17 protein-coding genes are annotated in these 13,800 nt (G+C 66.5%); 9 read left to right on the forward strand and 8 right to left on the reverse strand.

The genetic code is table 11. From position 1 onward, the window contains the following. The first annotated feature begins 35 nt into the window (after nucleotides 1-35). The 7 genes from nudB (at nucleotide 36) to ACSFA2_RS01600 (ending at nucleotide 4,199) form a co-directional block, all read left to right on the forward strand. Complete coding sequence (nudB, locus tag ACSFA2_RS01570; RefSeq protein WP_435453554.1) at nucleotides 36-497, forward strand: dihydroneopterin triphosphate diphosphatase; 462 nt, start codon at nucleotides 36-38, stop codon at nucleotides 495-497. Further along, complete coding sequence (locus ACSFA2_RS01575; RefSeq protein ID WP_435453555.1) at nucleotides 494-1,252, forward strand: endonuclease/exonuclease/phosphatase family protein; 759 nt, start codon at nucleotides 494-496, stop codon at nucleotides 1,250-1,252. Before nudB ends, ACSFA2_RS01575 begins: the two co-directional genes overlap by 4 nt. A 55-nt stretch (nucleotides 1,253-1,307) precedes the next feature. Continuing rightward, nucleotides 1,308-2,039 carry a GTP cyclohydrolase I gene (gene folE, locus ACSFA2_RS01580; protein ID WP_435453556.1) on the forward strand — a complete coding sequence of 244 codons (732 nt, stop codon included), beginning with the start codon at nucleotides 1,308-1,310 and terminating at the stop codon, nucleotides 2,037-2,039. A gap of 5 nt (nucleotides 2,040-2,044) precedes the next feature. Continuing rightward, complete coding sequence (locus ACSFA2_RS01585; protein ID WP_435453557.1) at nucleotides 2,045-2,467, forward strand: BLUF domain-containing protein; 423 nt, start codon at nucleotides 2,045-2,047, stop codon at nucleotides 2,465-2,467. A gap of 55 nt (nucleotides 2,468-2,522) precedes the next feature. Next, nucleotides 2,523-3,353, forward strand: coding sequence for a DUF429 domain-containing protein (locus ACSFA2_RS01590; RefSeq protein ID WP_435453558.1), 831 nt, complete (start codon nucleotides 2,523-2,525; stop codon nucleotides 3,351-3,353). 133 nt (nucleotides 3,354-3,486) lie between these two features. Then, complete coding sequence (locus ACSFA2_RS01595; RefSeq protein ID WP_435453559.1) at nucleotides 3,487-3,684, forward strand: CsbD family protein; 198 nt, start codon at nucleotides 3,487-3,489, stop codon at nucleotides 3,682-3,684. 20 nt (nucleotides 3,685-3,704) lie between these two features. Further along, entirely contained in the window at nucleotides 3,705-4,199 is a 495-nt protein-coding gene (locus ACSFA2_RS01600) for a BON domain-containing protein (RefSeq protein ID WP_435453560.1), read from the forward strand. Nucleotides 4,200-4,265: 66 nt separating this feature from the next. Here the strand turns inward: ACSFA2_RS01600 and ACSFA2_RS01605 are convergent, their stop codons facing one another. The 4 genes from ACSFA2_RS01605 to ACSFA2_RS01620 form a co-directional block, all read right to left on the reverse strand. After that, nucleotides 4,266-4,820: a ferritin-like domain-containing protein gene (locus ACSFA2_RS01605; RefSeq protein WP_435453561.1), complete on the reverse strand. Its 555-nt coding sequence runs from the start codon at nucleotides 4,818-4,820 to the stop codon at nucleotides 4,266-4,268. Next, entirely contained in the window at nucleotides 4,817-5,191 is a 375-nt protein-coding gene (locus ACSFA2_RS01610) for a hypothetical protein (RefSeq protein ID WP_435453562.1), read from the reverse strand. Before ACSFA2_RS01610 ends, ACSFA2_RS01605 begins: the two co-directional genes overlap by 4 nt. Nucleotides 5,192-5,229: 38 nt before the next feature. Further along, complete coding sequence (locus tag ACSFA2_RS01615) at nucleotides 5,230-5,604, reverse strand: hypothetical protein (protein ID WP_435453563.1); 375 nt, start codon at nucleotides 5,602-5,604, stop codon at nucleotides 5,230-5,232. Nucleotides 5,605-5,762: 158 nt separating this feature from the next. Continuing rightward, nucleotides 5,763-7,106 (reverse strand): CHASE3 domain-containing protein, encoded by a 1,344-nt coding sequence (locus ACSFA2_RS01620; protein ID WP_435454156.1) that lies wholly within the window; start codon nucleotides 7,104-7,106, stop codon nucleotides 5,763-5,765. 131 nt (nucleotides 7,107-7,237) lie between these two features. Here ACSFA2_RS01620 and ACSFA2_RS01625 point away from each other — a divergent pair, with 131 nt between their 5' ends. Then, nucleotides 7,238-7,870 carry a response regulator gene (locus ACSFA2_RS01625; protein WP_262075092.1) on the forward strand — a complete coding sequence of 211 codons (633 nt, stop codon included), beginning with the start codon at nucleotides 7,238-7,240 and terminating at the stop codon, nucleotides 7,868-7,870. Nucleotides 7,871-7,899: 29 nt separating this feature from the next. On the opposite strand, the gene ACSFA2_RS01630 is transcribed toward ACSFA2_RS01625, so the two are convergent. Beyond that, nucleotides 7,900-8,298 carry a response regulator gene (locus ACSFA2_RS01630; RefSeq protein ID WP_435454157.1) on the reverse strand — a complete coding sequence of 133 codons (399 nt, stop codon included), beginning with the start codon at nucleotides 8,296-8,298 and terminating at the stop codon, nucleotides 7,900-7,902. A gap of 324 nt (nucleotides 8,299-8,622) precedes the next feature. Between ACSFA2_RS01630 and ACSFA2_RS01635 the strand changes: the two genes are divergently transcribed. After that, complete coding sequence (locus tag ACSFA2_RS01635; protein WP_435453564.1) at nucleotides 8,623-10,638, forward strand: AsmA family protein; 2,016 nt, start codon at nucleotides 8,623-8,625, stop codon at nucleotides 10,636-10,638. 30 nt (nucleotides 10,639-10,668) lie between these two features. On the opposite strand, the gene ACSFA2_RS01640 is transcribed toward ACSFA2_RS01635, so the two are convergent. The 3 genes from ACSFA2_RS01640 to gpmA all read right to left on the reverse strand — a co-directional run bounded on the left by ACSFA2_RS01640 (nucleotide 10,669) and on the right by gpmA (nucleotide 13,706). After that, the gene (locus ACSFA2_RS01640) at nucleotides 10,669-11,430 is read right to left on the reverse strand and encodes a HesA/MoeB/ThiF family protein (RefSeq protein WP_435453565.1); all 762 of its coding nucleotides are present in this window, start codon (nucleotides 11,428-11,430) and stop codon (nucleotides 10,669-10,671) included. Between the two features lie 13 nt (nucleotides 11,431-11,443). After that, nucleotides 11,444-12,886 carry a S41 family peptidase gene (locus tag ACSFA2_RS01645; RefSeq protein ID WP_435453566.1) on the reverse strand — a complete coding sequence of 481 codons (1,443 nt, stop codon included), beginning with the start codon at nucleotides 12,884-12,886 and terminating at the stop codon, nucleotides 11,444-11,446. Between the two features lie 76 nt (nucleotides 12,887-12,962). After that, entirely contained in the window at nucleotides 12,963-13,706 is a 744-nt protein-coding gene (gene gpmA / locus ACSFA2_RS01650) for a 2,3-diphosphoglycerate-dependent phosphoglycerate mutase (protein ID WP_435453567.1), read from the reverse strand. Nucleotides 13,707-13,800 lie beyond the last annotated feature (94 nt).

Below are 13,800 nucleotides of genomic sequence, written 5' to 3' on the forward strand. Positions count from 1 at the left end.
TTTTTTTCGTCCGCTGTTCTGAGGGCCGACCCGCGATGCAGCCTTTCAAGATCCCCGAGTCGGTGCTGGTGGTGATCCACACGCCCGCACTCGACGTGCTGCTGATCCGGCGCGCGGATGCCGACGATTTCTGGCAATCGGTGACGGGCAGCAAAGACACGGCCGACGAGCAGCTCGCGCTGACCGCGGCGCGCGAGGTGGCAGAGGAGACGGGCATCGACTGCGGTCCCGGCAGCCCGCTGGCATCGCAGTTGCGCGACTGGCAGCTGCAGAACGTCTACGACATCTATCCGCGCTGGCGTGCCCGCTATGCGCCCGGCGTGACGCGCAACACCGAGCATCTCTTCGGCCTGTGCGTGCCCGACCGCATCGTGCCGGTGCTGTCGCCGCGCGAGCACACGGCATGGCAGTGGCTGCCCCACCGCGATGCGGCAGACGCCTGCTTTTCCCCTTCGAATGCCGAAGCCATCCTGCTGCTGCCACAATTTGCCCGATGAACGCGACCGCGAACACCTTTCGGGTGGCGACCTACAACATCCACAAGGGCGTGCAGGGCATCGGGCCGGCCCGCCGGCTTGAAATCCACAACCTGGGGCATGCCATCGAGGGCCTCGATGCCGACATCGTCTGCCTACAGGAAGTGCGCAAGATGAACCGGCAAGGCGCCTTGCGCTTCGCGCGGTGGCCCGACATGCCGCAGGCCGATTTCCTGGCGCCCGAGGGCTACACCGCCGTCTACGAGACCAACGCCATCACCCGCCATGGGGAGCACGGCAACGCGCTGCTCACGCGCTGGCCGGTGGTGCGCACCAGCCATCGCGACATCTCCGACCACCGCTTCGAGCAGCGCGGCCTGCTGCATGTGCAGATCGACGTCGACGGGCGGATGGTGCATGCCATCGTGCTGCACCTGGGCCTGATCAAGGGGAGCCGCGTGCGGCAGATCGCGCAGCTGAAGGACTTCATCGACCGCGAGATCCCGCCGGAAGAGGCGCTGATCGTCGCCGGTGACTTCAACGACTGGGGCGCGCGCATGCGTTACGCGATGAACGCGATGGGCCTGCGCGACTCGAGCGACCTGCGTGGTCCGCCCACGCTCACTTATCCGTCGCGCCTGCCGGTCACGCAGCTCGACTTCATCTACGCGCGCCGATTCGCGCCGGCAGCCTGCAGCGTGCCGCGCGGCCCGATCTGGGCGCGGATGTCGGATCACCTGCCGCTGTTGACGGATTTCGTGCTCCCCCATTCATAGTGCTGCGGCGCCCCTGCGCGGCATGGGTCCGGGACTTCGCTGGTACGATTCCCGCATGCTCAGGAAGATCGACGCCCCCCAGACCTCCGACACCCCGGCCGACGATGAGGGCACGCCCGTCTCCGTCAAGATCCGCGAGCGCGTGCAGGCCGCGCGCAAGCGCTTCAATGCCAACGACAACATCGCGGAGTTCATCCAGCCGGGCGAGCTCGAGGCGCTGCTTGACGAGGTCGAGGTCAAGATGAAGGGGGTGCTCGACAGCCTCGTGATCGACGTCGAGCATGACCACAACACCGACAACACCGCGCGCCGGGTCGCGAAGATGTACCTCAACGAGGTGTTCCGGGGCCGCTATGTGCCGCCGCCCTCGCTGACCGAATTCCCGAATGCGGAGCATCTGAACGAGCTGATGATCGTCGGGCCGATCACCGTTCGCAGCGCGTGTTCGCACCACTTCTGCCCGATCATCGGCAAGCTATGGATCGGCGTGATGCCCAACGAGCACACCAACGTGATCGGCCTGTCGAAGTACGCCCGCCTCGCCGAATGGATCATGGGCCGCCCGCAGATCCAGGAAGAGGCGGTGGTGCAATTGGCCGACCTGATCCAGGAAAAGACCCAGCCCGACGGCCTGGCCCTGGTGATGGAAGCCGAGCACTTCTGCATGAGCTGGCGTGGCGTGAAGGAAACGGGGAGCAAGATGATCAATTCCGTCATGCGCGGCGTTTTCCTGAAGGACCCGAACCTCCGCCGCGAATTCCTTTCACTCCTGCCGCGCAATCGCTGAACGCCATGCTCGTACGCCTTCTCTACGCCAGCCGCGCCGTCGACACCAGCAGCCCGGCAATCGATGCGATCCTTGCGCAATCGCGGGCCCACAACACGGCCTGCGGCATCACGGGCATCCTCTGCTACGGCGCGGGCATCTTCCTGCAGGCCATCGAGGGCGGACGCAACGCGGTGAGCGAGCTCTATGGCCACATCCAGAAGGACGTGCGCCACAAGGACGTGGTGCTGCTGCACTACGAAGAAATCGCCGAACGCCGCTTCGGCGGCTGGACCATGGGCCAGGTGCAGCTCACCAAGATCCACGCCGCGATCCTGCTGCGCTATTCCGAACGCCCGGAACTCGACCCCTATGCCGTGTCCGGCAAGGTGTCGCTCGCACTCCTCGAGGAGTTGATGGCCACCGCGGCCATCGTCGGGCGAACCTGAACCGCTGTACCGTGCCGCCGTGGGCCGCGATGGCCCCGTCCGGCGGGCCGACCGCATGACGACCCTTCTGCTGGGGTGTGATTTCTCCAGCGCACCGACAGCGCGCAAGCCCATCGTCGTGGCGCTCGGCCACGAGCGCGGCGGCCGCGTGACGCTGTCGCAACTGCTGCCCTTCACGACCCTCGACGCCTGGGGCCAGTGGTTGCACGACACCCCGGCCTGGGTCGGCGGTTTCGACCTGCCCTTCGGCCTGTCGCGCGAGCTGGTGATGCAACTGGGCTGGCCGGCGACCTGGTCCGAACTGATGGCGCACTACGCAGCGATGAGCCGTGCCGAGATCCGCGCCGTCTTTGCGGCTTTCTGCGCTGCGCGCCCGGTCGGCGGGAAGTTCGCCCACCGTCGCACCGACGGCCCGGCCGGCGCCAGCCCGTCGATGAAGTGGGTGAACCCCCCGGTCGCCTTCATGCTGCATGCGGGCGTGCCGCGCCTGCTGGCGGCCGGCGCCACGGTGCCCGGCCTGCACGTCGGCGCGAGTGATGGAGCAAAGGTCGCGCTCGAAGCCTACCCGGGCCTGCTCGCGCGCGAGCTCATCGGTCGACGCAGCTACAAGAGCGATGCGAGCGCGCGCCAGGACACGCCCCGCTGGGTCGCGCGGGCCGATTTGCTGTCGGCGCTCGAGCGCGGCCAGACCCGGCTCGGGCTGCGCCTGTCGCTCACGCACGCGCAGCGTGACCAATTGCTGGCGGACGCCCGGGGCGATTCGCTCGACGCGGTGCTGTGCCTGGTGCAGGCGGCGTGGAGCCTTGCGCGTCGCGACAGCGCAGGGCCTGGCTATGGCCTCCCGGTCGATATCGATCCGCTCGAAGGCTGGATTGCCACGGCCTAGTTCGAGACATCCGGCTCTGCCGCTGTCCTACAGCGCCACGCGGCGCCTGCGCCCGTGCGGTTGGCGGGGGCGGTCCTAGATTGGCTTCAGACGGTTCGGTCGAGCCGTTGCAACCGAAGCAAAGGAGTTCGCTATGAACAAGGATCAAGTCGAAGGTCGTGTGGATCAGGCCAAGGGCAAGGTCAAGGAAGTGGCTGGCCGCGTGACCGGCAACGAGTCGCTCGAAGCCAAGGGCGCTGCGGAAAAGGCGGGCGGCAAGGTGCAGAGCACCTATGGCGACGCCAAGGAAAAGACCAAGGACGCCCTGAAGTCGGGCGTTGACAAGCTGTGACCACGGCGACCAGTGCAGGCGTGCGTAAGCCTGTCCTGCGCTGGACCTCTGCCTCGCTGGTGGTCTTAGCCCTCGGCGCCGCCGGTTGCAGCGACCGGGGCGACGGTCAGACCGCCGGTCAGAAGGTCGATGCCGCCATTGCCAAGACCCAGCAAGCCGCGGAGCGCGCCAAGGACAAGACCGAGGTGCTGGTGGGCGAGGCACGCGACAAGGTCGTAGCGTCGGAGCCGGCGATGCGTGAAGGCGCGGCGAACGTGAAGGAAGCGGCGCGTGAGACGGGAACAGCCGTGGCCGGTACCGTCGAAGACGTCGCCATCACGGCCAGCGTGTCGAGCAGCCTGGCAAAGGACCCGGAACTGAGTGCGACGCGGATCGACGTCGACACCAAGCGTGGCGTTGTCAAGCTGCAGGGCCCGGCGCCGAGCGCTGCCGCCAAGGCACGTGCTGGCGACATCGCCAAGGCGGTGAAAGGGGTGTCCAGTGTCGATAACCAGCTGGATGTACGAGCCATGTGATCGGCAGTGCTCGACACAAGAAAAAACCCGGCATTGCCGGGTTTTTTCTTGTGTGCCTGAAGCGGCTCAATGGCCGAGCCAATCCTTGAGTTCGTCGGCGTGCTCTTCCTCGTCGGACAAGATGTCTTCGAGCATGCGACGGGTCGTCGGGTCCTTGTCGCCGATCAGAACGATCATCTGGCGGTAGGTTTCCACAGCGATGCGCTCGGCCACGAGATTCGCCCGCACCATCGCCTGAAGGTCATCCGACTCGTCGTAACCGGCGTGGCTGCGTTCCAGCAGCGTGGCAGGCGAAAAGTCCGGGTCGCCGCCCAGCTGGACGATGCGTTCGGCAATACGGTCCGCATGGGCGGACTCTTCGTTCGCATGGACCAGAAACTCGTCGGCAATGGCCGGCGAGGACACGCCGCTGGCGGTGAAGTAGTGGCGCTTGTAGCGCAGGACGCAGACCAGTTCCGTGGCCAGCGCGCCGTTCAACAGCTTCACGATGTCGTCGCGCCAGGGGCCATAACTGGGCGTCAACGCGCCGTCGTCCAGGCTCTTGCGCGCAGCGTCGATCGCGCCTTCGTCCAGGATGAGTCGTTCGCCCGGTGCAGGCTGGGCAGATGAGGTTGCATTCATCGTCGATCCTTTCGTGGGGTGGACATTTCGTCCTTGTTTTTGTTGGTGTTGTCGGAAGAGGCGAGCAGCGTGACCCAGTCGGCCACATCCGAAGATTTCAACAGGGCCGCTGCCACGGCCGTGATGGACAGGAACCGCCACGGGCGCGCGAGCATGGCGAGCGCACCGACAGACGCCGCGCCCGCGATCAATGTCGCGGGATGCGCTGCCGCCAACCGGGCCAGCGCGGGCCGCGCCAGCTGGGCGGCGGCGTTGGCAGGGTGGCGCTGCCACCAGCGCTGTCCGAGGTGGACGGCAATCTCTTCCCATGGAAAAGGAGCAGGCCGAACGCGAGGTGTCGAGGCTTGCTCAGGGCGTGAAAGGCGGTCCATGGCGGCACCGTTGTATGGATGCAGCCAGAGACGCAGTCTCAGTAGTCGTCGCGCGGGCTGCGGCGGCTGGCCAGGACGATCAGTGCGGTGATGGCCGCACCGGCAGCTGCGGCGATGAGCACCGAGCGCATGGGTTGATCGGCAATGTACTTGCCGGTCACGTCCGCGGCCTGCTCGAGGCGGCGCTGTGCACGGGCACTGGTGGTCGACGCGGCGTCGAGGCCGCGTTGCACCGCTTGCTGCACGCGTGCAGCGATCTGCTCGACGGTGGGTTCGGCTTCACGGCGCAGGTCGCGCACCTTCTCACCCGCCGCGTTCACGGCATTCTGCGCATAGGCACGGGTCGAATCAATGGCGTCGTTGGCCGTCTTGCTGGCTTCGTCGGCGAGCTGCGATGCTGTCTTGATGTTCATGGAAGTTCCTTTCTGAGGGTGATGAATGTGCGGGCCTGTCCATCCTAACGACGTTGCGCTCCCGCGCAGCGCGGGGAAATCACGGCTTGAATCAACGATAGCGCGGCGGCCTGGCGACCCTGTCAGCAGCCGCGGGCTGGCGTCGTAGGAGAGGAGCGTCAGCCGGCGACGCGGCGGCCTGCCGCCGGCTGCGCACCGACCGGCAGCATGATGCTCACCCGCGTGCCCTTGCCGGGCGACGAACTCACCGTCAGCTTGCCCTGGGCGGCCTCGACGCGGTGGCGCATGCCCGCCAGACCGTGGGTTGCGGGCCGCAGGCGCTGCAGATCGAAGCCCTTGCCGTCGTCCACCACGTCGACGGTGACATGCGTGCCGTAGTCCTTCATCACGATCGTCGCTTCGGTCGCGTCCGCGTACTTGCCGATGTTCGTGAGGCTCTCCTGCACCATGCGGTAGACCGTGAGCTGGCGCGCTTCGTCGAGCACCACCGGTTCGAGCGCCAACTCGACCTGCATGCCCGAGCGGTCGGCGAATTCCCGGCCCAGGATCTCCAACGAGGCCACCAGCCCGAGGTTGGAGAGCGAGGAGGGTCGCAGGTCTTCGATGATGCGGCGCTTCAGGGCGATGCCGCTGTTGAGCAGTTCGGTCAGATGCTGCAACCGTTGCGTGGCGTCTGGCGCATCGGTCAGCCGCGACTTGAGGCGCGCCACGTCCAGCTTCGCGGCCGTCAGCAACGAGCCGAGTTCATCGTGCAACTCCCGTGCGAGGTGGCCACGTTCGTTTTCCCGCACCTCCTGGAGGTGGGTCGCGAGTTCGGCCAGGCTGGCGGTCCGCTCCCGTACCTCGGTCTCGAGCACGTTGCGTTCGCGTTGCAGCGCTTCCTGCTGGCGCTCGCCGATCGAGCGCAGGGCGTGCGTCTGCCGCAGGTAGAGGTAGAAGGCGACCAGCGCGATGACCGCGATCAATGCGATGCCGACGCGGGCCAGGCGCAGCGACTTGGCGATCTGCGCCTGCCCGCTGCGCAACGCGGCGTCGCTGCTGTCGACCAGGGCGCTGGCCTGCGCGCGGATCGCGACCATTTCCTCGCGCCCCACGTCGGTGGTGATGACGAATTTCCAGGCTTCTTCCTTGCCGTCTTTTCGCAGGCGGACGCTCATGTCCATCTCGGCCATCTTGCGGCCGACGTGCGTGGCCAACTGCGTCAGGTGGGCGCTCTCGGCGGGCCGGGCGGCGTAGAGGGTGCGCAGGGTGCTCAGTTGGCCATCGACCTTGCGTACCGCCTGATCGTAAGGTTCGCGATACTGCGCTTCGCCGGTCAACAGATAGCCGCGCTGACCCGTTTCAGCATCGACGAGGTTCAAAAGAAGTTCGTTGAGTGTCTGTCGGACGCTTTGTGCATCCCGGACCTCGATCAGCGCCTGATGCGACTGCCGAAAGCCCACCTCGTTGATGCCCACGAGCATCAGCGCGGCCAGGGTGGCCAGCGCGAGACTCAAGGCCATCTTCGGAAAAGCTAACCAGCGCATGAGGTCTCCGCAAGACGCCTGACAGTCAAATTCGTGAATAATCGATGCCGTTCAGGGGTCAGCATATTGCGACGATCGAACGCGCAGGAAAACAAAGAAGGTAACAGATGATCAAGATCGGAATTGTGGATGACCACGCCATCGTGCGCTCCGGCTTGCGCCAGTTTTTCTCCGAGCACGTGGACCTGCGGGTGGTCGGTGAAGCCGGCACGGGGCGTGAAGCCATCGAACTGGTTCGCACGACCGAACTCGATGTGTTGGTGATGGACCTGTCGATGCCCGGCCAGAGCGGCATCGACGCGCTCGCGATGATTCGCGCGAAGGCACCGGATGTAGGCATCCTCATCCTGAGCGGCTATCCGGAAGAGCACTATGCGATGAACCTGATCCGTCAGGGTGCGAGCGGCTACCTGAACAAGGAGTGCGATCCGATCGAGATCGTGAACGCGATCCGTACCGTCTCGCTGGGTCGCCGCTACATCACGCCGGCGGTCGCCGAACTGCTGGCGCGCCAACTCGACCGCAAGGATGATGCGGCGCCGCACGAGCAATTGTCGGAGCGCGAGTTCCAGGTGTTCCTGAAGCTCGCCAAGGGCGAGACGGCCGGCGACATCGCCAAGACGCTGTCGCTGTCGGTCAAGACGGTGAGCACGTACCGCACGCGCCTGATGGAGAAGATGAACCTCTCCTCCAACAGCGACCTCACGTACTACGCGCTGAAGAACAAGCTCATCGATTGATGGCTGAGCGGGCCTGTTGAGCCCCAGGCTCAGCGGGCGCTGCTCTTCGGTCGGCGCACCGCGGTCTGCGCAACGCAGAAATCGATCAGTGCGTCGATCTCGTTGGATTTGTCGAACACCGCATCCACGCCCAATTCGGCGCAGCGCTTGCGGATCTCCGTCGTCGCGTAGTTGCTCAGCACCACCACCTTCTGATGCGGCTGACGCGTGGCGCACGCCTGCAGCACACCGAGGCCGCTGCCTTGTTTCAGAAACAGGTCAACGATCGCCAGTTCCCAGTCGTCGGGATGGTCGCTCAGCCATTGGCGGGCTTCGCTCTCGGCCTCGGCATGCCCGATGGTCTCGATGCGGGTGAGTTCCTCGAGCGTGCCGACCAGGTTCTCTCGGATCGTGGCGTTGTCTTCGACGATGTAGGTTCTCAAGCGGATGCCCCTGCCGAAAAGCTGGCTCCCATGCGTGTCGCCGGATGGTCTGCTGTGCAAGTGAAAGGCATCGTGAGAGATTCTGGCGACTGCGTGGTTGATCATGCCGGGCGTTAGGGGTTCGCCCTGTAGGTGGATTCTGACCTCATTTCAAGTCGCTCCGCCGTAGGCAATCGCCCACACCTCCAGACGGGCGACACCGACCGGTGCGCCTGCGGGCGCGGCCTAGGCTTGCGATTCTCGGTGACGCGCGTGCCCGGTTATTTCCGTGCCGTGGCGACGCGCCATCGGCGGCGTCGCGAAGAACACCATCCAACAAGGGACAAGCCCATGCAGAACGAATCTTCCCGTGTACCGCGCTGGGCCTTCATCGTCGGCGCGAGCCTGTTGACGCTCGTTCTTCTGCTGGTGCTCGTCGTTCTCTTCTTTCCCTGGGACACGCTGCGTGAGCCGGTGAACCGCTACGTGAGTGAGAAGACCGGGCGCAAGTTCGAGATCACCCGGCGCCTGGACGTCGATCTCGGCTGGCGCAGCGCCACCGTCAAGCTCGATGGCATCGAGTTCGCCAACCCGCCCTGGGCACGCGACCCTTATCTGGTGAAGGCCGAGCGTGCCGAGATCGACCTGCGGTTGTGGCCGCTGCTGCGCCAGAAGGTGGTGATTCCGCGCCTCATGCTGGCGTCGCCGACGGTTGGCCTCCAGATGGAGAAGGACGGCCGGCGCACCTGGGCGCTCGGCAAGGACACATCCGACGAAGGCACCGTCCCCACCATCGGGCTGGTGCAGGTGGATCGGGGCGCCATCGATTTCCTGGCGGCACACCTCGGTGTCGACCTGCATGCAGACGTCGACTTCGACAGTGCGCGCGGCGAGATGCCGCTGCGCTACCGCATCAAGGGCACCTACCAGCGCCAACCGCTGACGGCGCAGGGGCGCACGGGCAACGTGCTGCAGCTCACCGAAGCGGGGCAACCGCCGTTTCCGCTGGAGATCGATGCGGCCGCGGGCCAGACCAAGCTCAAGGCCAAGGGCACCGTGGCCACGCTGAGCGGGCTGGACGGCATCGACGCGACCTTCGACGTGCGCGGCCAGAGCCTGGGTGATCTGTACCGTCTGCTCGGCATCGCGCTGCCCGAAACATCGCCCTATGCGCTGAGCGGCCGCTTGCACAAGCGCGCTGCGCTATGGGAAGCCAAGGACATGAAGGGCAAGCTGGGCCTGTCGGATATCGGCGGGGATATGCAATTCGACCAGGGCCAGAAGACGCCACGGCTGGGCGGCAGCCTGCGCTCGGCCGTGATGGACATGGACGACCTCGGGCCGTTGATCGGCCTGCCGCCGACGGAGCGATCCGCCAAGGCGGTCGAAGGCGTGACGCCGCCGCCTTCGGTCGATCAGGTCAAGCGTGCTTCACGCGCAGGCGACAAGGTGCTGCCCACCGCCACGCTCGACTTCGAGCGGCTGCGGGCGATGAATGCCGACGTCCGCTACACGGCCGATCGCATCCGCAACGTGCGCGACATTCCGCTCGACAAGGGCAGCGTGCACGTCAAGCTGCAGGACGGCGTGCTGACGCTCGAGCCGCTCGACCTGGGGGTGGCTTCCGGCAAGCTGGTGGGTGCGATCCGCATCGATGCGACGCAGTCGCCGGCGGACATCCGTGCCTCGCTCGAGATACGGGGGATGCAGCTCAACCGGCTGATCCCCAAGGTCGAAACCTTGCGCACCAGTTTCGGCCGGCTCGACGGGCGCATCAACCTGTCGGGCCGCGGCAGTTCCGTGGCGAGCTGGCTGGGGGGGGCCTCGGGAGACGTGAGTGCCATCACCGGTCGCGGCGAGTTCAGCAACCTGCTGCTGGAGTTCATGGGCCTGGATGGCGCCGAGATCGTGAAGTTCCTGCTGGGCGGCGACAACAACGTGACCTTGCGCTGTGCTGCCGTGGCCTTCGACGTGAACAAGGGGGTGATGGCCGGGCGCAGCCTGGTCTTCGACACCGCCGACACGGTCTTCCATGCCGAAGGACAGGCCAATCTGGCGAACGAGACGCTCGACTTCGTGGTGCGTCAGGAGCCCAAAGACATGAGCATCCTTTCGCTGCGCACCCCGCTGGTGATCGGCGGCACCTTCGGCTCGCCCTCGGGCGGCGTCAAGGTGGCACCGCTGGCCGCGCGAGGCCTCGCGGCACTGGCCCTGGCAGCGATCAACCCGCTGCTGGCTTTGGCGGCGACGATCGAGACCGGCCCGGGTGTGGACGCCGATTGCCAGGACGTTCTGAAGCAGGCGCGCCAGCCGATCTCGAAGGCCGCCACCGACGGTGCGGCCAAGGGCAAGGCCGCCAAGCAGTGAGCGTTCGTTCCGTCTGACAGGTGGTTGCGACTAACGCCCTGCGCGGCGCGCTGCGCACACCGGGCATTCGGGATCGCGTGCCAGCTGCAGGCTGTCGAAGCGCGTGGCGCGCCCGTCGAACATCAGGAGCCGGCCCGCCATCGACGGCGAGATGCCCGCGAGCAGCTTCAGGGCTTCGCTCGCCTGCAGGGTGCCGATGGTCCCGACGACGGGGCCGAAGGCGCCCAGCACGGCGCAGCGCGTTTCCTCGAAGTCGGCGTCGGCAGGGAATACGCAGGCATAGCAGGGCGAGGCGTCATCGCGCGTGTCGTACACGCTGAGCTGCCCGTCGAAACGGATGGCAGCACCGGCCACCAGCGGCCTGGCGTGCGCCACACAGGCCCGGTTGACGGCGTGACGCGTCGCGAAGTTGTCGCTGCAGTCGACCACCACGTCGGCCGCGGCCACCAGGGTGGCGAGCATGGCGTCATCGGCCCGCAGCGCGTGCGTGGCGATGACGATGTCCGGGTTGATCGCGTGCATGGCCTCGGCCGCGGAAGCCACCTTGGCCTGGCCCACGCGCGCGGTGGTGTGCGCGATCTGGCGCTGGAGGTTGGTCAGGTCGACATGGTCGTCATCGACCAGCGTGATGTGCCCGACGCCGGCGGCCGCGAGGTAGAGGCAGACCGGCGAGCCCAGCCCGCCAGCGCCGATGACGAGCGCGTGGCCGGCATCGACGCGCGCCTGGCCGTCGATGCCGTATTCCTCGAGCAGGACATGGCGCGAGTGGCGCAGCAGTGCGTCGTCGTCCACGCGCCCCGGCTCCTCAGTTCTCTTTCTTCTCGTCCTTGTTCTCGACGATGACCTGCGTCTTGCTCACCAGCACCGGTGCGCCCTTCAGGCGGTTGACCGCCTGCACCAGCGGGAAGTCCTTGTCGGTGCCGAATTCGGGCACCTTGCGGTCCTGGGGCGGCTTCTTGGCTTCTTCCTCGAGGCGCTTGCGGGCCTCGTCGCGCGCCTTCTCGCGTTCCGGGTCCTTCGTCTCGGGGCCCTGGCCGCTGGCCAGGTGCTTCTCGAGGTCGGCCTCGCGCATCCGCAGGGCGGCGAAGGGGCTGCCCTCGGCGCTTTCGTCGACCAGCACATTGGGCACGATGCCCTTGGCCTGGATCGATGCGCCGCTCGGCGTGTAGTAGCGGGCGGTCGTGATCTTCAGGCCGGTGTCGGGGCCGAGCGGGCGCACGGTCTGCACCGAGCCCTTGCCGAAGGTCTGGCTGCCCATCACGGTGGCGCGCTTGTGGTCCTGCAGGGCGCCGGCCACGATCTCGCTGGCCGAGGCCGAGCCTTCGTTGACCAGCACGACCAGCGGCACCGTCTTGAGCGCCGCCGGCAGGCCGCGCAGCGGGTCGCTGCCGGCACGGCGCTGGTAGAACTCCGGCGCCGCCTTGTAGACCGACTTGCTCTCGGCCAGCTGGCCGTCGGTGGAGACCACCGTCACGTTCTCGGGCAGGAAGGCCGACGAGATGGCCACGGCCGCGTCGAGCAGGCCGCCCGGGTCGTTGCGCAGGTCGAGCACCAGGCCCTTGAGGTTGGGTTCCTGCTTGTAGATCTCCTCGACCTTCTTGACGAAGTCGTCGACCGTGCGCTCCTGGAACTGCGACAGGCGGATCCAGCCGTAGCCCGGTTCCATCACCTTGCCGCGCACCGATTGCGTGCGGATTTCCTCGCGGCTGATCGTCACCGGGAAGGTGCGGTTCTCGTCCTTGCGGAAGATGGTGAGCAGCACCTTCGTGTTGACCTCGCCGCGCATCCGCTTGACCGCGTCGTTCAGCGACAGGCCGCGCACGGCGGTGTCGTCGATCTTGGTGATCAGGTCGTTGGGCTTGAGGCCGGCGCGGAAGGCTGGCGAGCCTTCGATCGGCGAGACGACCTTCACCAGGCCGTCTTCCTGCGAGATCTCGATGCCGACGCCGACGAAGCGGCCGGTGGTGCCTTCGCGGAATTCCTTGAAGGACTTCTTGTCGAAGTACTGCGAGTGCGGGTCGAGCCCGGCCACCATGCCGGAAATGGCGTCGGAAATGAGCTTTTTCTCGTCGACGGGTTCGACGTAGTCGCTCTTGACCATGCCGAAGACGGCGGCCAGCTGCTGCAATTCCTCCAGCGGCAGGGGGGCCAAGGAGCCGCGCGCGACGGTCTGCAGCGAAACGGTGGTCAGCACGCCGGCCACGGCGCCGGCTGCAACCCAGCCGGTGATTTTGAGTTTCTGGCCCATGGAGTGTCCTAGTCGGGTGTCAAGGCAATATAGCTAGCTTTGAAGCAATTCGCTTGCCGGGGTTCCTTGAAAGCGATCAAGCTTTTCCCTGCGAGGCCACCGCGGCTGCGGCTTTCTCGGCTGCGGCGGCGTCGCCGAGGTAGTAATGGCGCAGCGGCTTGAGCTCGTCGTCGAGCTCGTAGACCAGCGGAATGCCGTTCGGGATGTTCAGGCCGACGATGTCGCCGTCGGACACGCCATCGAGGTACTTGACCAGCGCGCGGATCGAATTGCCGTGCGCCGCCACCACCAGGCGGCGGCCGCTGCGGATGGCCGGGGCCATCGATTCGTTCCAGAAGGGCAGCACGCGGGCCACCGTGTCCTTCAGGCACTCGGTCAGCGGGATCTGCTCGGGCGACAGCTTGGTGTAGCGGATGTCGCTGCGTTCGCTGCGCGGGTCGTTCGCCTCCAGCGGCGGTGGCGGCGTGTCGTAGCTGCGGCGCCAGACCAGCACCTGCTCGTCGCCGTACTTCTTGGCGGTCTCGGCCTTGTTCAGGCCCTGCAGGCCGCCGTAGTGGCGCTCGTTGAGGCGCCACGAATGCACCACGGGCAGCCAGGTGCGGTCGAGTTCGTCGAGCGTGTGCCACAGCGTGCGGGTGGCCCGCTTGAGCACGCTGGTGTAGGCCACATCGAAGTCGTAGCCCTCGGCCTTGAGCAGCCGGCCGGCCTGCTTGGCCTGTTCCACGCCGGTCTCGGTCAGGTCGACGTCGGTCCAGCCGGTGAAGCGGTTCTCGAGATTCCAGGTCGACTCGCCGTGGCGGATCAGTACCAGTTTGTGCATGGGAAAAGGCCTTTGGGCGGGAGATGGATTCGGAGGGCAGGGACCTGCCGGGTACGCCATTCTAAAATCCGCGGTTTGCCATTCAAGGAATACC

It is taken from the genome of Variovorax cryoconiti, assembly GCF_051216395.1.
In the GTDB taxonomy this organism is placed as follows: domain Bacteria; phylum Pseudomonadota; class Gammaproteobacteria; order Burkholderiales; family Burkholderiaceae_C; genus Variovorax.